Source organism: Exiguobacterium sp. s91, from assembly GCF_018618915.1.
GTDB classification, from domain to species: Bacteria; Bacillota; Bacilli; order Exiguobacteriales; family Exiguobacteriaceae; genus Exiguobacterium_A; species Exiguobacterium_A abrahamii.
Map to the genome: position 1 here is coordinate 225,743 of NZ_JACSMZ010000003.1, position 15,392 is coordinate 241,134.

Here is a 15,392-nt window from a genome sequence, read left to right on the forward strand (position 1 = left end):
TTATTGTTCTCCTTTTATTTCTTTAAGTCGCTGTACATATTGTTTAGCTAAATTCGTTATTTTATCAAAATCTCCAGTTTTAGCAGGTGCTAATAAACTACCCCCTACTCCAATTGCCACGCTTCCATTAGAGAACCATTGGTCCATATTGTCTAAGCTAATACCACCTGTAGGCATGATATTCACTTGCGGTAACGGTGCTTTTATTGCACTTACATATCCAGGACTAAACATATTTCCAGGGAAAAGTTTTATTATGTCGACACCTGCTTTTAATGCTTCAGACATCTCTGTAATAGTAGTACACCCTGGAAGGTAAGGAACCTGATATAAATTACAACATTTTGCAGTTTCCCGATCAAAGAATGGACTTACAATATACTTGGCTCCAGCCAAAATAGCGATTCTTGCAGTAACTGCATCTAGAACACTTCCAGCTCCTATTATGACATCTTCGATATGTTCAGTTTTTTCTTTTATTTCCTGAATGATCTTTTCTGCATTTGGAATTGTAAAAGTTATCTCTAAGCCAGTAATGCCACCTTTTATAAGTGCTTCGCATATGTTAAGAGCTTCATTTTTTGAATCCGCTCTAACGACAGCAATGATACCTTTATCAATTATCTTGTTCAAAACTGCTAACTTTTTCATAAATTAATTCCTTTCATTTTGTCCAAGTAAGTACAGTAGAATGAGCAAAATTGTTTTTCGAATAGTTATAAATAAACAGAAGGATCAACCAATATCTTTTAGTGTGACATTATCCAAGGTGTTTTTAGTTTTAGACTTTACAGTAAAGTATGTAATAAGGAACGAAGTAACGATTGCGATTGTAATACCAATCAAAGCGTAAGAGAAATATGGACCAACATACGCTACTAAACTGACAATACTTGATAGGATATAACCGTAGATTTTAACACCCATAACAGCAAAAAATGTTGCTGCTAATGCGCTCCCAATCATACAACCTATAAACGCTTTTCGATTTTTGATTAGTACACCAAATAACGCAGGTTCTGTGATACCTAACAGAGCAGAAATAGTTGCCGAAACAATGATAGAACGCTCTGATTTACTAGTCGTTTTAAAGAACATTGCAAATGTCGCGCCTGCAATTGCCATATTTGTCATAAACATCATCGGCATTAACATGTCATATCCCTTGTCCGCAAAATTTTGAAGCGCAATTGGTGTCATTGCATGATGAACGCCAAAAACTATTTCAAGTGGTCTGAGACCACCCATTACAACTCCAGCTAAGATATTAGAGATACCAAATAATGAATCCACCATAAACGCTAAACCCTTACCTACATAACTTCCTAATGGTCCGGTCACGATCAATGCAAATGGTAGTCCAATAAGTAACGTGAAGGTTGGAGTAAATACAGTTTTTAATACATTAGGCATATATTTATCAACATTTCTTTGAATATAGCTTAGTGCCCATATTGACAAGATAATTGGTATGACATTACCCGCATAGTTAATAACAGGAACAGGTAGACCTATAAAATAAAAGTTACTTATTTCACCTAATTTAGCGGCATCGTTTAATGTTGGGTACATAAAACCAGCAGCAATAGCTATGGAGAGATACATGTTTGTTTTAAATATTTTCGATGCTGAGACTGCAATGAAAAATGGCAAGAAATAAAAGACACTACTTGCAATCAAATCTAGAATTTTAACTGTTTCAGTATCTAGTGATAGAACTTCTAATGCGATTAGCCCTGCTATAATTCCTTTCACCATTCCTGCTCCAGCGATAGCTGGAACAATTGGTCCAAATACGCCTGAAACAACATCTAATAAGCGAGAAAAAAGACTTTTTTTCTTTTGATTTCCATAGACTGTATCATGTTCTTCATCTTCCATTTCTAATTCCTCAGCTAATACAGAATAATATTTCTGTACATTAGTACCTACTATGATTTGATACTGATCGTTTTGTAACTGTTCACCAATAACACCTTTTAATTGCTTAATCTCATTAACTTCAATTAGAGAATCATCATACAAATCAAAGCGGAGTCTTGTCATACAATGCCATGCTTTTTTGATATTTTCTTTTCCACCTACAAATTTGATGATGTCTATTACAGTTTCTTTTTCTTTCATGATTTTTCGTCTCCTTGAGAAAAATTAATAGATACAACATCTTACATATAAAATTACAATTCGAATTGACATGCCAATGATAGCATGGAAAAAAGTTTTTTTGAAAGCGCTTCAAAATAGACCAAAAAAAACAATAAACCCATCGTTATCAACACTTTACAATCTTTTAAAGATCAAATTGGTACGGTAAATTTTCTTAAGTGATGTACTTCTCATACCAAATTGACGTTGTTATTTTCATTGTGTTTTACTTTGAGTATAAATTGCTTCGAATTGACAAATGCAATTTAAAATGAGAGGAAGAATCGCAGTTGGAACCTACACTTATAACAGACGTTAAATCATTTGTGACCAACCCACACAGACATAATCTTATTATCGTGAAGATCGAAACAAATAAAGGAGTTTATGGATATGGTTGCGCAACTTTTCAACAACGCCCTTTAGCTGTTCAAACCGTTATTGATGAATATTTAAGACCATTACTAATAAACCTTGATGCGAATCAAATTGAAGATATCTGGCATATGTTGATGGTTAATTCTTATTGGAGAAACGGTCCTGTCATAAATAATGCTATTGCTGGCGTAGATATGGCCTTGTGGGATATAAAAGCCAAATTAGCCAATATGCCACTCTATCAAGTATTAGGTGGGAAATCTAAGAACGCTATTGCAGCCTATACACATGCAGACGGATTAACGCTTGAAGAACTTTTTTCAAATGTTGATTTATTAATTGAACGTGGGTTCAGACATATTCGTTGTCAATTGGGGCTATACGGTGGTAAGAATCACGATATGCATGTAACAAAAGAGTTAAGTGAAGGAGTTTACTTTGATCCGGACATCTATAGAAATGATGTTGTGACTATGTTTAAGGCTTTGCGTGAAAAGTATGGGTATGGAATTCATTTTCTTCATGATGTACATGAAAGACTATCTCCAAACCAAGCCCTTCAACTGGCAAAAGATCTTGAACCATTTAAACCTTATTTTTTGGAGGACATTCTGCCTCCTGATCAAAATGATTGGTTATCTCAATTAAGAACACAATGTACAACTCCACTAGCTACTGGAGAATTATTTAATAATCCGGTTGAGTGGAGAAATCTTATTGTTAATCGTCAAATCGATTTTATTCGTTGCCATGTTTCACAAATCGGTGGAATTACTCCAGCTCGAAAACTAGCTGCTTTATGTGAAAATTTTGGAGTTCGTATTGCTTGGCACGGTCCATCAGATATGACTCCTATAGGCGTTGCTGTCAATACACACTTAAATATTCATTTTCATGCAGCAGCGATACAAGAAATTCAAGAACCAGATGAAACAACAAAAAAAATGTTTCCACATAATGTGGAAGTAGTAGATGGATATATTTATCCAATTGAACGCATCGGAATTGGTATAGAATTTGATGAAGAAATGTCTAAGAAGTATCCTGTCATTTATCGTAAGCACGAATGGACTCAAGCACGTATTCCGAATGGTGCTATCCATACACCATAAGGAATATAAAAATACCTCTTTAGCCACTTAGCTTTAGAGGTACTTTTTACTAAAAAATAAAAAGAAAAATTCATCTTGTTGAGGTAACTAAAAAATGAAAAAAAAAGATTTCATTGCAGATGATATTTTAAGTAAGATTTATCAAAATAAATATAAAGTAGGTGAAAAAATACCTACTGAGAGAAGTCTAGCTAATCATTATGAAGTTTCACGGCATACCATTCGCGAAGCTTTAAAAAAACTTGTAAATATCGGATGTATATACATCATCCAAGGATCAGGTGCTTTTGTAAATGAAACAAAATATAAAAGTCCATTGATCTATAATTCCTTAACCGAAAAAAAATTTAAAGATATTCAATCAAAAATCATTTATTTAAAAAAAATTACGCCAGATATTAACTTGGAAAAAATTTTTGATATAAATGGAAAAGAAAACGAGCTATGGGAGTATAAACGAGTTCGAATTGTAGATTCTCAAAAAGTACAAATTGAAACAACTCGATTACCTTATAATTATTTCCCTTATCTTAACGAAGAAGAATTGAAAAATTCTATACATGATTATGTCCAAAAATGCGATTATAAAATATCTCATTTCATTACAAGCTATAATTCAATAAATATAAGTAAAGAGGATGCAGAACTACTTAATTGTAAAAGAGGACTTGCTGTAATGCGAATTATTAACAGAGGTATTCTACAGAGTGGTAAAGTGTTTGAATATAGCGAACTAATTAATCTAGATTATTCGGTTTCCTACTTCACTCCATTTAACCTTCATAGTCATAAGTATAGAAAAGATGAATAAGTTTTTATAATTTAGTACCTCAATTAAAAAGCAAAAGATAATGGAGTTATTCCAATATCTTTTGCTTTTTTAGTAGTGAAAAAGTTCATTTATTTATGATACGGCTCATTCCGATTAATCCGGTACGCTCGATAAATCTGTTCACAGAGGATCATCTTCATCAACTGATGCGGGAATGTCATCTTTGAAAACGAGATCGTATCATTTGCACGCTGCATCACTTCTGGTGCAAGACCAAGTGATCCGCCGATGACGAAAGCAATTTTACTCTTGCCGTATGTCGCGAGTTGATCGAGTTCTTTTGCGAACTGTTCACTCGTCCGTTGTTTTCCTTCGATAGCAAGTGCGAGGACGTGAACGTCGGGTCCGATCTTCGCTAAAATCCGTTCGCCCTCTTTTTTCTTCACTTGCGCCATCTCCGCTTCACTCAATTGCTCCGGTGCCTTTTCGTCCGCGACCTCGATTTCTTGGATCGAACAGTAGGCGCCGAGACGCTTCGTATATTCAGCGATGCCTTGCTTCAAATACTTCTCTTTTAGCTTTCCGACCGTAATGATGGTAATTTGCATCTTATTTCTCGCTTTCTGACAGAAAATTCAGGAGTTATCCACAGAGTTATCCACAAATCCACATGTTGATATTTATTTTTTGCTTGACACAAGATATGTTGCCGGTGCGTCACAGTATTCACAGGTGATGTTTTTTTCTGGATTTAGCTGATCGAGAATCGGGTATTGTTCTGTTTCATCTACGATTTCGTCAAGCGCGAGCTCGACATGTTCTAAACAGACGTACTTATCCACAGGTGGTCTCCTCCTTTCACTTATCCACATTTATCCGCTTCCAGTATAACAAATATCGACCTTCCTGACCGGAAAAGGCGCAGGTTTCCTCACTCAAAAAAACCATCCACAGGTCGGACCTGTGGATGGTTTTTCAGATTATGCTTTACTGAACAGTTGGTGACTGAGCTGACAACTTCACATCTGCTGTCTGTTTTTCACCGCCACGGTAGAACGTGACTTTGACCGTTTCGCCAACTTTTGCATCCCGGTAGAGAACACTTTTTAGATCAGCGAACGATGCGATCGCTTTTCCGTTGATCTCAACGATGACATCGTTTGCCTTCATACCCGCTTTTTCGGCTCCGCTGTTACGTGTCAGACCGACGACGACGATTCCTTTCGTGACATCATTCGGTAATTTCAGACGATCTTCGCGATATCCGCTTGGGAATTCCTGCACGTCACGAATCTGAATCCCGAGCTGTGGACGAACGACTTCACCATTTTGCTCGAGATCACGCATGATTGGTAACGCTTCGTTGATCGGAATCGCAAACCCGACTCCTTCGACACTTGCTTCCGCGATCTTCATCGAGTTGATCCCGATCAATTGACCGGCTGTGTTGATGAGCGCTCCACCCGAGTTCCCCGGGTTGATCGCTGCATCGGTTTGGATGACTTCCGTGTTGAAGTCTTGCTGTCCATCCTTGTTCGTATCGACTGGAACTGTCCGTTCCTGCGCACTGATGACACCGCGTGTGACGGAGTTCGCGAAGATGCCGAGTGGGTTTCCGATCGCAAGCACCGTTTCACCGGCACGTAACGTATCCGAATCCCCCAGTTTTGCGACTTGTGTCACTTTCGATGAATCAATCGACAAGACCGCTAAATCGTACGTCGGATCTTCCCCGAGGACTTTTGCCTCGAGTGCTGTTCCGTCGGATAACGTCACAGACAGGCGGCTCGCGCCTTCGACGACGTGGTAGTTCGTGACGACGTAGGCTTTATTGCCGTCTTTTTTATAGATGACGCCGGATCCCGCACCCGTTTCCTGATCGGTTCCTTGGAACGAGCTCTGAAGGTTCGTCACGCTCACGACGGCTTCCTTCGTCTTACCGACCGCACCGACGATGTCGGCTTCATCCTCTGTCGTCTGTGTCGCAGTCTGTTCCGCTGTCGTCGACGAAACCGGAGTCGGACTCGTCATCTCATCGCGGACGAACGGCCACGCGACGAGGGCGATCAACAAGGCTCCGACGATTCCGCCGATCAGACCGACGAAAAAGGCTTTTCCGGCACCGCGACGACGCGGTGGTTCTGGTTGTTCTTCATATGGTTCACGATAAGGGCTGACCGGTTCGCTCGTTGCCGGTTGACGGGGCGGGAAGCCGCTCTCATCGGATGACTGTTCGTATCGTTCGGATTCGTTCCGTGGTTCTTCGGGTCGATCCATCGACATACGCCTCCTTTATGACTCTCTTTACACAAGTATACCCCCATCACGTGGCAAGTGAGCCAAATGTGGGGGTCTTTTGAGCATATTCAGTAATTTCCCATAATCAAAGCTTTAGGAGCGGCGTCGGAATGACCGGATCCGTGTCGAGAAGCTGAATCTTACTCAGATCGACGTCACGGCTCGCGAGCGTCTGGGAGACACTCATCCGGGCGAGTTCCTTCATGTTGTTGTCCTTGCTCAAATGGGCCATATGGATCCGTTTTGTCCGATCATCAAGGACCTCGCTCATCGCGATTGCGGCATCCTCGTTCGAGACGTGTCCGTAATCCCCGAGGATCCGTCGTTTGACGCTCCACGGGTAATGTCCCATCTGGAGCATGCCGATATCATGGTTCGCTTCGAAGATATAAGCATCAGCGCCCCGAATGACACCTTTCATCCGGTCCGAGACGTATCCGGTATCCGTGATGTGCGCCAACCGTTTTCCTTCATGGGCGAACTGGAAGAACATCGGATCGGCTGCATCGTGACTAACGTTGAATGATTCGACTTCGATGTCACCGAACTGCTTGACCTCTCCGACTTCCCAGAGGAACTTTAGCGCCGGATCAATCTTACCGATCTTCGCTTCCATCGCTGCCCATGTCTTTTCATTCGCATAGAGCGGGATATTGTACTTCCGCGCCATGATGCCGACGCCTTTGATATGGTCGGAGTGCTCATGGGTGACGAACAGACCATCGATGCCATGTGGCGACCGGTCGATCTGGTCGAACAAGGCGAGCATCGCCTTGCCGGTCAATCCCGCGTCGACGAGCAAGCGGGTCTGTTCACTTTCGATATAGAGGGCGTTCCCCGTCGAGCCACTGGCCATGACGCTGTAGTGTAGGCTCATCGTGCATTCCTCATTTCTCTGAGACTGTATCCAATCGTTCGACGGTCTGGACACCGCCATCAATCGCATTGACGAAGTAGACTTCTTCATTATCGAGCTCGATTTGCCACGTCGGCGGCAGGATTTGGACCGATTCCGTACCTTCCGTGACGAGACAGAAATAACCGAGCTTGTGACTCGTCAACCGCTTCGATGCCGGGAACAAGCCTTGCTCCGACAACTGGACGATTGCTTCACTTGCCGATAACAACGTCACGTCCTGCGCTTGCCGGACGACCTTGTTCAAGTGGCGTTGTTTGTAGCTGACGATTTCCTTTGCATCGTTGAGCTGCAAGACGAGCAGGGACGGTCCGATCATCGCATCGTCCTCACGCGACTGCTGTGGTGTCGAATAGAGCGGCTGTCCCTTATACGTCTGAACGAATGTCATCTCCTGATACTTACTATCATACTTCCAAAATGTATATTCGGCACCATATCGAACTGATGCTTGAACGAACGATGAAGCAGAATCCCGCATCGTCTTCGCATCGAGTCGATACGGTTTCGTCAACCGGACCGACCACTCGACATCGTTCTTGACGGAGGCGACCGCGTCACGAATCTGTGAACTCGCGAGTGGCGCTAGCGTCCGCGCATCGACTTCGGCTGTTAAATAGCCGATGTCCCGCGTGACTGGTTGCAGTTTTTTCTCGTCGATTTGACGATCCTTCAAGATCGATTTCCCGGTCGCACTCGTCGCGACGATCCGCGGCTCGACCATCCGGTCCATCAATTGAATGGCGAGGTAGACGTTCAGGATCAAAAAGGTCAGCATCAATAAGGTCTTCGCTTTACTCCAGTCCATTCATCCTCACCCCTCATTCCCGACAGCTTGATTGATCGATTGCCAGACGCCATCGATTTTGATGAACCACGTCGGCTCAAAGACGGCATAGCGGCTCGTTGAAATCTTATACGTCATCTCATATCCAATCCGGATTCCACTGATCTCTTTTAAGAGGTCAGCACGACTCAGACGTTCGAGAACCGTTTCAACAGCTGGCACCGTTTCTTCCCGAAGGATGAGCTTCCGCTTCGCTCGGAGCATGCTACGACTGAGCGACCGGACTTGATTTTCCTCATACATGATCTTCAGTGTCGCAAGATCGAACTTCGTCTGTTCGAGTAGCGGACCACTCTCCCCAAATACCGGATACCGGTTCAAGTACAACCGGAACGTCGCCGTCTGTTCCTCACTCTTTTTACTCATCTGATCAAAGTAATACCGGAAACCACTGCGTTGGGTATCTTGATCGAGCCAGCCCCCATGAATGTTGACATAGCTGACGAGCGTGCTGTAATCGACCGTCGAGCTTTGCGTATTCGGCGATAATGTATTGAAACGATACACATTATAGTTTCGGTCATACGTCGAAACGCTGACGCCGTCCGTTAAGACGTCGAGATCATCCCGACTCTTGATTTGCTGGACGTTCGAGTTCTCGGCAAAAAAGGCACTCCGAATGCGGTCGAGTGGTTTCGGCGATTGCCCGACCTCGTCATAGACGAAGACTTGCTCTAGTCGCGTCGTACCGCTCGCGACATACGTATAATCGCCACCTTTGAGTTCGACGCGTGTCATCGGTTTTTTCTTATCATGCGCGAACAGTCGCTTCAGAACCGTCTCATCGCCGACGAGCTTGAAGTCCTTCAGGCGACCGGTCGCCGACTCGAGACGGAGGATTGGTCCATCATAATCGAGTAAATAGAGTCGTTTGATCGGTTCCGAGAAGGCGATCTGTTTTTCTCCGAGTAACTCTTCAAGAATCGTCGCACTGATCGGTGTCGGGAAGATCATCTCGACACTCCGGTCACCGACCGGGATATTGTTCGCTTTATCCGTCAAGACAAGGACACCGATGTTAAACGACGCACCGATTCGGTTAAGGAAGGTCCGACCGATGATTTGTGTCTGATAGATCCCTTCCTGATCCGAATAGACGAGTAGTTCCGGGTTGATCAGTTGGTTGCTTTCAATCGTCTTTGAGGCATCGATCTCGTTGAACGAGACCTGTTCCCGCTCGATTGATTCACTGCTTGGATGATAGGTCCAGAGCATCGCTGTCTGAGCGATCGAACCGGCGACAAGTAGGACGAGTAACAGCGAACTCCAGTGTTGTTTCTTCATCCGGCATCCACCTCTTCGATCACCTCATACGGAAGCGTGAAGTAAATCGTCGTGCCGCGTCCCCATTCACTTTCTGCCCAGATGTCGCCACCATGTGCCGAAACGACGTCTTTTGCGATCGACAGACCAAGACCGGTGCCGCCGATTTTACGGGCACGGGCTTTATCGACACGATAGAAGCGTTCGAAGATTTTTTGGAGATTCGCTTTCGGGATTCCGACACCTTCATCCTTGATGCTGATGACGATCCGTTTTGCCCGGAGCATCGTCCGGACGGTGATCGTTCCGCCTTCCGGTGAGTACTTGATTGCGTTCGTCAGGATGTTGTCTGCGACCTGAATCAATTTATCCTGATCACCACGGATATAGACTTTCCGCTTCATGATCTTACGACGGAAACGAATCCGTTCCGGCTTCGTCATGTCATGGCGATCGAGAATCTCATTCAGGAACTGAATGTAATCGAAGCGGACCTTGTTCATTTTGTATTCCTTACTGTCCATCTTCGACAGTTGTAAGAGATCGGTGACGAGGCGGATCATCCGCTCCGTCTCGTTCTGTGTCGTCTCAAGGAAACGTGGTGCGAGCTCCTCGTCCTGATACGCTCCTTCTGCCAAGGCTTCAAGATAGCTGCGCATCGTCGTCAGCGGTGTTCGGAGCTCGTGACTGACGTTCGCGACGAATTCGCGACGATCCTGTTCGACCTGCTCCTGTTCCGTGACGTCATGCAGGACGACGATCATCCCGGTAATCGGACCACTGTGTTTCTTGACGGGCGAGAAGAATGCCCGGACGAGGAACAGTTCGTCCTCACTACTGAAATCAAGCAGACGCGGTGGCATCGTACCGTCTTCCGGAATCATGAAATCGTCACCGAGTGCCAGTAAGTCCTTCAAGTTCGTTCCGACGACGCTCGCATCGTCCGCACCGACGATATCCTTCGCTTGATCGTTCATCAAGATGACGCGCAGTGTTCGATCCGTCGCGATGACGCCATCGGTCATGTTCTCAAGGACGCTCGTCAACTTCCGTCGTTCGGCTTCCGTCGTCGCGTTCGCTTCGAGTAGTTCATCCGTCAATTCGTTGAAGGAACGGGCGAGTTGCCCGATCTCATCGTCCGAATAGACCTTAACCTTCCGCGAGAAGTTCCCGCGTCGCATCTCGATCGCTTGACGCCGCATATCGGAAATCGGACGCGTGATCGTCCGCGACAGCAACACACCGAGAATTGACGTGATGACGAGGGCGATGACCGTTCCGGTCGCAAGAATCCGCGTAACCTGTTGCATCTGCGAATAGATTGACTCCATCGAAGCGCGAACATAAATCATACCGGTCGTTACGCCGTCTCGTTCCGAGGTAACCGGTACGGCAAAGATCCGGATCTTATCCTCTGATTCCGGATCAAGCACGGTGTCTGTCCGGGTCGAGCTCGTTGCCTGCGCTTTTTTAATCAGTGAATTCGTCGCCCGTTGTCCGACTGCTGATTGGTTCTCGTTATCCGATGTCGCTTGGATGATTGAGTCCTGGTCAATGATCTGGACTTCGAGGATGTCGTTCCTTGAGGTGGAGCCATTACTAAACTCAGACAGCAGTTGCCCTAGTGATTGGGACAACTGCCGCTTGGAGGCGTCATCATCGCCTGTTTTATCGAATTCCTTCCCGACGTTATAGGCGACAAGGCCTGCTCGGTCCTCGACCGACTTCGAGAAGTTCGTAATGTACTGCTTTTCAAGGGAACGAACGAAATAGACGCCAATGACCTGCATCGCCACTAAAATCAATAAGGCATAGATGACGACGAGTTTCCATTGGATGGATTTAAAAAAGTTCGTTCCTTTTAACATCGTTATTCATTCTCCCCGTCTTGGAGATAATAGCCGACACCACGACGCGTCATGATGTAAACTGGCGTACTTGGGTTATCTTCGACTTTCTCACGAAGACGACGTACCGTTACGTCGACTGTCCGGACATCACCGAAGTAGTCATAGCCCCAGACCGTCTGCAACAAATGCTCACGTGTCATGACTTGACCGATGTTTTTCGCAAGATAGTGCAACAATTCGAACTCACGCTGCGTCAGCTCGATTTTTTGATCCTTACGTGTCACCGTATGCGAATTCGTATCGATATACAGTTCTCCGACTTTGAGTGGACCTGGTCCAACGGGTTGTGGTGTAGCTTCCGGACTCGTGTTACGTAAATGGACTTTCACGCGGGCAAGTAACTCGCGCGAGCTAAATGGCTTCGTCACGTAATCGTTCGCGCCAAGCTCAAGACCAAGTACCGTATCAATCTCGGAATCCTTCGCTGTCAACATGATGATTGGAATCTTCGACGTCTTCCGGACTTCCCGGCAGACCTCCATCCCGTCCATTAACGGGAGCATGATGTCGAGCAACATCAAATCCGGTTTGAACTCCTCGAATTTCTCTAATGCCTCCACGCCGTCATTTGCGATCGCGACCTGGTAGCCTTCTTTTTCTAATTTAAACTTGAGTATATCTGCAATCGGTAACTCGTCATCGACGACTAGAATTTTGCGTTCCGTCACTGGGTGTGCCCCCTTAAAAATTTCTATTCAATCTATTTTACCTGTTTTTTCGGCATATAGAAAGGTGGCGACGGAAACTCCCGGCGCCACTCTCTCTGCTGTTCGTCGTCTCACGAGAGAGGTTCCACGTGAAACACTGTATTCAGTATACCTGTTTTTGCTTCCGTTTGTGAACCATTTCGCACAAAAAACAGCCTCTTGCAGGATGCAAGAGGCTGTTGAGACTTATGCTTCTTCGTAGAGATCACGCAAGACGACTGTCTGTTCACGACCCGGTCCGACCGAGAACGTGACGAGCGAGATACCTGTGAGATCCGCAATCCGCTTAACGTAGTTCTGTGCGTTCAACGGTAGATCTTCAAAGCGACGGACACCTGTGATGTCCTCTTTCCAGCCCGGCAGTTCTTCGTAAACTGGAACACATGCTTCGAGATCACGGAAGCTTGCTGGGTACTCATCGATCTGTTTACCGTTGAATTCGTATGATGTACAGATCTTCAACGTGTCGAGTCCTGTCAAAACGTCGATCGAGTTGAGCGCAAGATCCGTCAACCCACTTGTACGGCGCGAGTGGCGAACAACGACCGAGTCGAACCAACCAACACGACGCGGACGTCCCGTCGTCGTTCCGTATTCACGACCGACTTCACGGATTTGATGACCGATGTCATCAAACAATTCCGTTGGGAACGGACCGTCACCGACTCGCGACGTGTACGCTTTACAGACACCAACGACGTGATCGATCCGAGCTGGACCGACACCGACACCTGATGCGACACCGCCAGCTGATGCATTCGATGATGTAACGAACGGGTACGTTCCGTGGTCAAGGTCGAGTAAGACACCTTGTGCGCCTTCGAACAACACTTTTTCGCCATGGTCAAGGCTATCGTTGACGACGACGGATGTATCGCAGACGTATTTCGCGAACTCTTGTCCATACGCATAGTACTCTTCGAAGATATCGTCGAACGCGATTGGTTCAGCGTCATACATCTTCGTGAACATGCGGTTCTTTTGGTCGAGAACGATCTTCAACTTCTCAGCGAACGTTTCTTTGTCGAGTAAGTCTGCCATCCGGATTCCGATTCGAGCGGCTTTATCCATGTAGCACGGTCCGATTCCTTTTAGCGTCGTTCCGACTTTTGCGTCGCCTTTCGCTTCTTCTTCTAACTGATCCTGCAACTGATGATACGGCAAGATGACATGCGCCCGATTCGAAATTAACAAGTTATCCGTTGAAACACCACGATCGTGCAGATACTTCAATTCCTTGACGAGTGATTTCGGGTTAACGACGAGACCGTTCCCGATGACACATTTCTTATCCGAGTAAAAAATACCTGATGGGATCAAGTGCAATTTGTACGTCTCGTTATTGAATACGATCGTATGTCCTGCATTGTCTCCACCTTGATAACGTGCTACGACGTCGGCTTGTTTCGAAAGAAAATCGGTGATTTTCCCTTTTCCTTCGTCGCCCCACTGTGTTCCGACTACTACTACTGATGACATCTTATCATCCACCTCCACGTACGATTCAAAACCACGACTAAGTGTAACGCGATAAAAAAAAGAAGTCAACCAAATACCGAACAATTAATTGTTACAATTCTCTTTCGTTCGTTTAATTATCGTTTTTGATAAATAAACTGAGAATCTTTAGGTGAAAATAAAAAAAGCTACGTTTTGTCTCCGATCGATCGAAGACAAAGCGTAGCTTGGATTAAGCTGGTGGCGCGTACGAGTTACTTGGCTCGAGATCCACAAACTTGTTGAATTCTTTTCGGAAGGCGAGTTTGACGGTACCGGTTGGACCATTCCGCTGTTTTGCGATGATGATCTCAATCGTATTCGCATCTTCCGTTTCTTTGTTGTAGTAATCGTCACGATACAAGAAGGCGACGATATCGGCATCTTGCTCGATCGCTCCCGATTCCCGGATATCCGACATCATCGGTCGCTTATCTTGACGACTCTCAACCCCACGGGAGAGCTGCGATAAGGCGATGACCGGGACTTCGAGTTCCCGCGCGAGTGATTTCAAGGAACGGGAAATTTCCGAAACCTCTTGTTGACGGTTGTCGCTTGAGCGACCGTTCCCTTGAATCAGCTGCAAGTAGTCGATCATGATCATCCCAAGACCGTGCTCCTGCTTCAAACGACGGCACTTTGCCCGGATATCGTTGACCCGAATCCCTGGTGTATCGTCGATGTAGATGCCGGCTTGAGACAGGTTACTCATCGCAAGCGATAACTTGCCCCAGTCCTCTTCTTCGAGTTGACCAGTCCGGAGTCGCTGCGCATCGACGTTTCCTTCGGCACAGAGCATCCGCATGACGAGCTGTTCGGCACCCATCTCAAGACTAAAGATGGCGACGTTCTCGTCAGCGCGTGTCGCGACGTTTTGCGAGATGTTCAAGGCAAACGCCGTCTTCCCTACCGATGGACGTGCTGCGACGATGATTAGATCGTTACGCTGGAATCCGGCCGTCATCTTATCGAGATCCTGGAAACCGGTCGGAATCCCCGTCGTCTCGCCGCTTTGTTTATGCAATTTATCAATCGTTGCATAGGCACTCGTCAAGACGTCCGAGATCGGGATGAAGCTCGCGCTCCCTTTTCCTTGTGATACTTCGAGAATCTTCCGTTCTGCCTCGTTCAGCAGGACATCGACCTCGTTTTGCCGCTCGTATCCGTCAGTGACGATTTCACCCGCCGTCCGAATGAGACGCCGAAGCGTCGACTTCTGGTCAACGACGTTGACGTAGTAATTGATGTTGGCTGCGGTTGGTACACCTTCCGCTAGTTCCGCTAGATATGGTAGACCACCGATCTCATCTAGGATGCCAAGCGTACTGAGCTCGGCTGTGACCGTGACGAGGTCGATCGCTTCGCCTCGGTCGGACAGCACGAGCATCGCTTCGAAGATCCGTTGGTGAGAGGCACGGTAAAAGTCCTGCGGTAACAGACGTTCTGATGCACTGATCAAACGATCCGCATCAATCATGATCGCCCCTAGGACGGCTTGTTCTGCCTCGATACTTTGGGGAGGCATATTTTGCATGACTTCACTCATC

The 15,392-nt window shown here is 45.7% G+C and carries 14 protein-coding genes; 2 read left to right on the forward strand and 12 right to left on the reverse strand.

Annotated elements, in window-relative coordinates; all coding sequences use genetic code 11:
* On the reverse strand, positions 1–651 hold the full coding sequence (locus KNQ06_RS14290; protein ID WP_215148631.1) for a bifunctional 4-hydroxy-2-oxoglutarate aldolase/2-dehydro-3-deoxy-phosphogluconate aldolase: 651 nt from the start codon (positions 649–651) through the stop codon (positions 1–3).
* An 84-nt stretch (positions 652–735) separates the two neighbouring features.
* The gene (locus KNQ06_RS14295; protein ID WP_215148633.1) at positions 736–2,124 is read right to left on the reverse strand and encodes a PTS transporter subunit EIIC; all 1,389 of its coding nucleotides are present in this window, start codon (positions 2,122–2,124) and stop codon (positions 736–738) included.
* A 311-nt stretch (positions 2,125–2,435) separates the two neighbouring features.
* Here KNQ06_RS14295 and KNQ06_RS14300 point away from each other — a divergent pair, with 311 nt between their 5' ends.
* Positions 2,436–3,635, forward strand: coding sequence for an enolase C-terminal domain-like protein (locus KNQ06_RS14300; protein WP_215148635.1), 1,200 nt, complete (start codon positions 2,436–2,438; stop codon positions 3,633–3,635).
* Positions 3,636–3,729: 94 nt separating this feature from the next.
* Positions 3,730–4,446: a GntR family transcriptional regulator gene (locus KNQ06_RS14305; protein ID WP_215148637.1), complete on the forward strand. Its 717-nt coding sequence runs from the start codon at positions 3,730–3,732 to the stop codon at positions 4,444–4,446.
* 89 nt (positions 4,447–4,535) lie between these two features.
* On the opposite strand, the gene rlmH is transcribed toward KNQ06_RS14305, so the two are convergent.
* The 10 genes from rlmH to dnaB form a co-directional block, all read right to left on the reverse strand.
* Entirely contained in the window at positions 4,536–5,015 is a 480-nt protein-coding gene (rlmH, locus tag KNQ06_RS14310) for a 23S rRNA (pseudouridine(1915)-N(3))-methyltransferase RlmH (RefSeq protein WP_023469837.1), read from the reverse strand.
* A gap of 72 nt (positions 5,016–5,087) precedes the next feature.
* Positions 5,088–5,249 (reverse strand): CxxH/CxxC protein, encoded by a 162-nt coding sequence (locus tag KNQ06_RS14315; RefSeq protein WP_023469838.1) that lies wholly within the window; start codon positions 5,247–5,249, stop codon positions 5,088–5,090.
* A 145-nt stretch (positions 5,250–5,394) separates the two neighbouring features.
* Positions 5,395–6,684: a S1C family serine protease gene (locus KNQ06_RS14320; protein WP_023469839.1), complete on the reverse strand. Its 1,290-nt coding sequence runs from the start codon at positions 6,682–6,684 to the stop codon at positions 5,395–5,397.
* Between the two features lie 106 nt (positions 6,685–6,790).
* Positions 6,791–7,582 carry an MBL fold metallo-hydrolase gene (locus KNQ06_RS14325; protein ID WP_023469840.1) on the reverse strand — a complete coding sequence of 264 codons (792 nt, stop codon included), beginning with the start codon at positions 7,580–7,582 and terminating at the stop codon, positions 6,791–6,793.
* Between the two features lie 10 nt (positions 7,583–7,592).
* Positions 7,593–8,429, reverse strand: a complete 837-nt coding sequence (locus tag KNQ06_RS14330) for a two-component system regulatory protein YycI (RefSeq protein ID WP_215148639.1) — start codon at positions 8,427–8,429, stop codon at positions 7,593–7,595.
* 6 nt (positions 8,430–8,435) lie between these two features.
* A complete protein-coding gene (yycH, locus tag KNQ06_RS14335) occupies positions 8,436–9,752 on the reverse strand; it encodes a two-component system activity regulator YycH (RefSeq protein ID WP_023469842.1) in 1,317 nt (438 codons plus the stop codon).
* Entirely contained in the window at positions 9,749–11,599 is a 1,851-nt protein-coding gene (gene walK / locus KNQ06_RS14340; protein ID WP_029343019.1) for a cell wall metabolism sensor histidine kinase WalK, read from the reverse strand. Before walK ends, yycH begins: the two co-directional genes overlap by 4 nt.
* A 2-nt stretch (positions 11,600–11,601) precedes the next feature.
* Positions 11,602–12,309, reverse strand: a complete 708-nt coding sequence (gene yycF / locus KNQ06_RS14345; protein WP_023469844.1) for a response regulator YycF — start codon at positions 12,307–12,309, stop codon at positions 11,602–11,604.
* A 225-nt stretch (positions 12,310–12,534) separates the two neighbouring features.
* A complete protein-coding gene (locus tag KNQ06_RS14350; protein WP_023469845.1) occupies positions 12,535–13,827 on the reverse strand; it encodes an adenylosuccinate synthase in 1,293 nt (430 codons plus the stop codon).
* A 211-nt stretch (positions 13,828–14,038) separates the two neighbouring features.
* Positions 14,039–15,391, reverse strand: coding sequence for a replicative DNA helicase (gene dnaB / locus KNQ06_RS14355; protein WP_023469846.1), 1,353 nt, complete (start codon positions 15,389–15,391; stop codon positions 14,039–14,041).
* Between the last annotated feature and the right edge of the window lies 1 nt (position 15,392).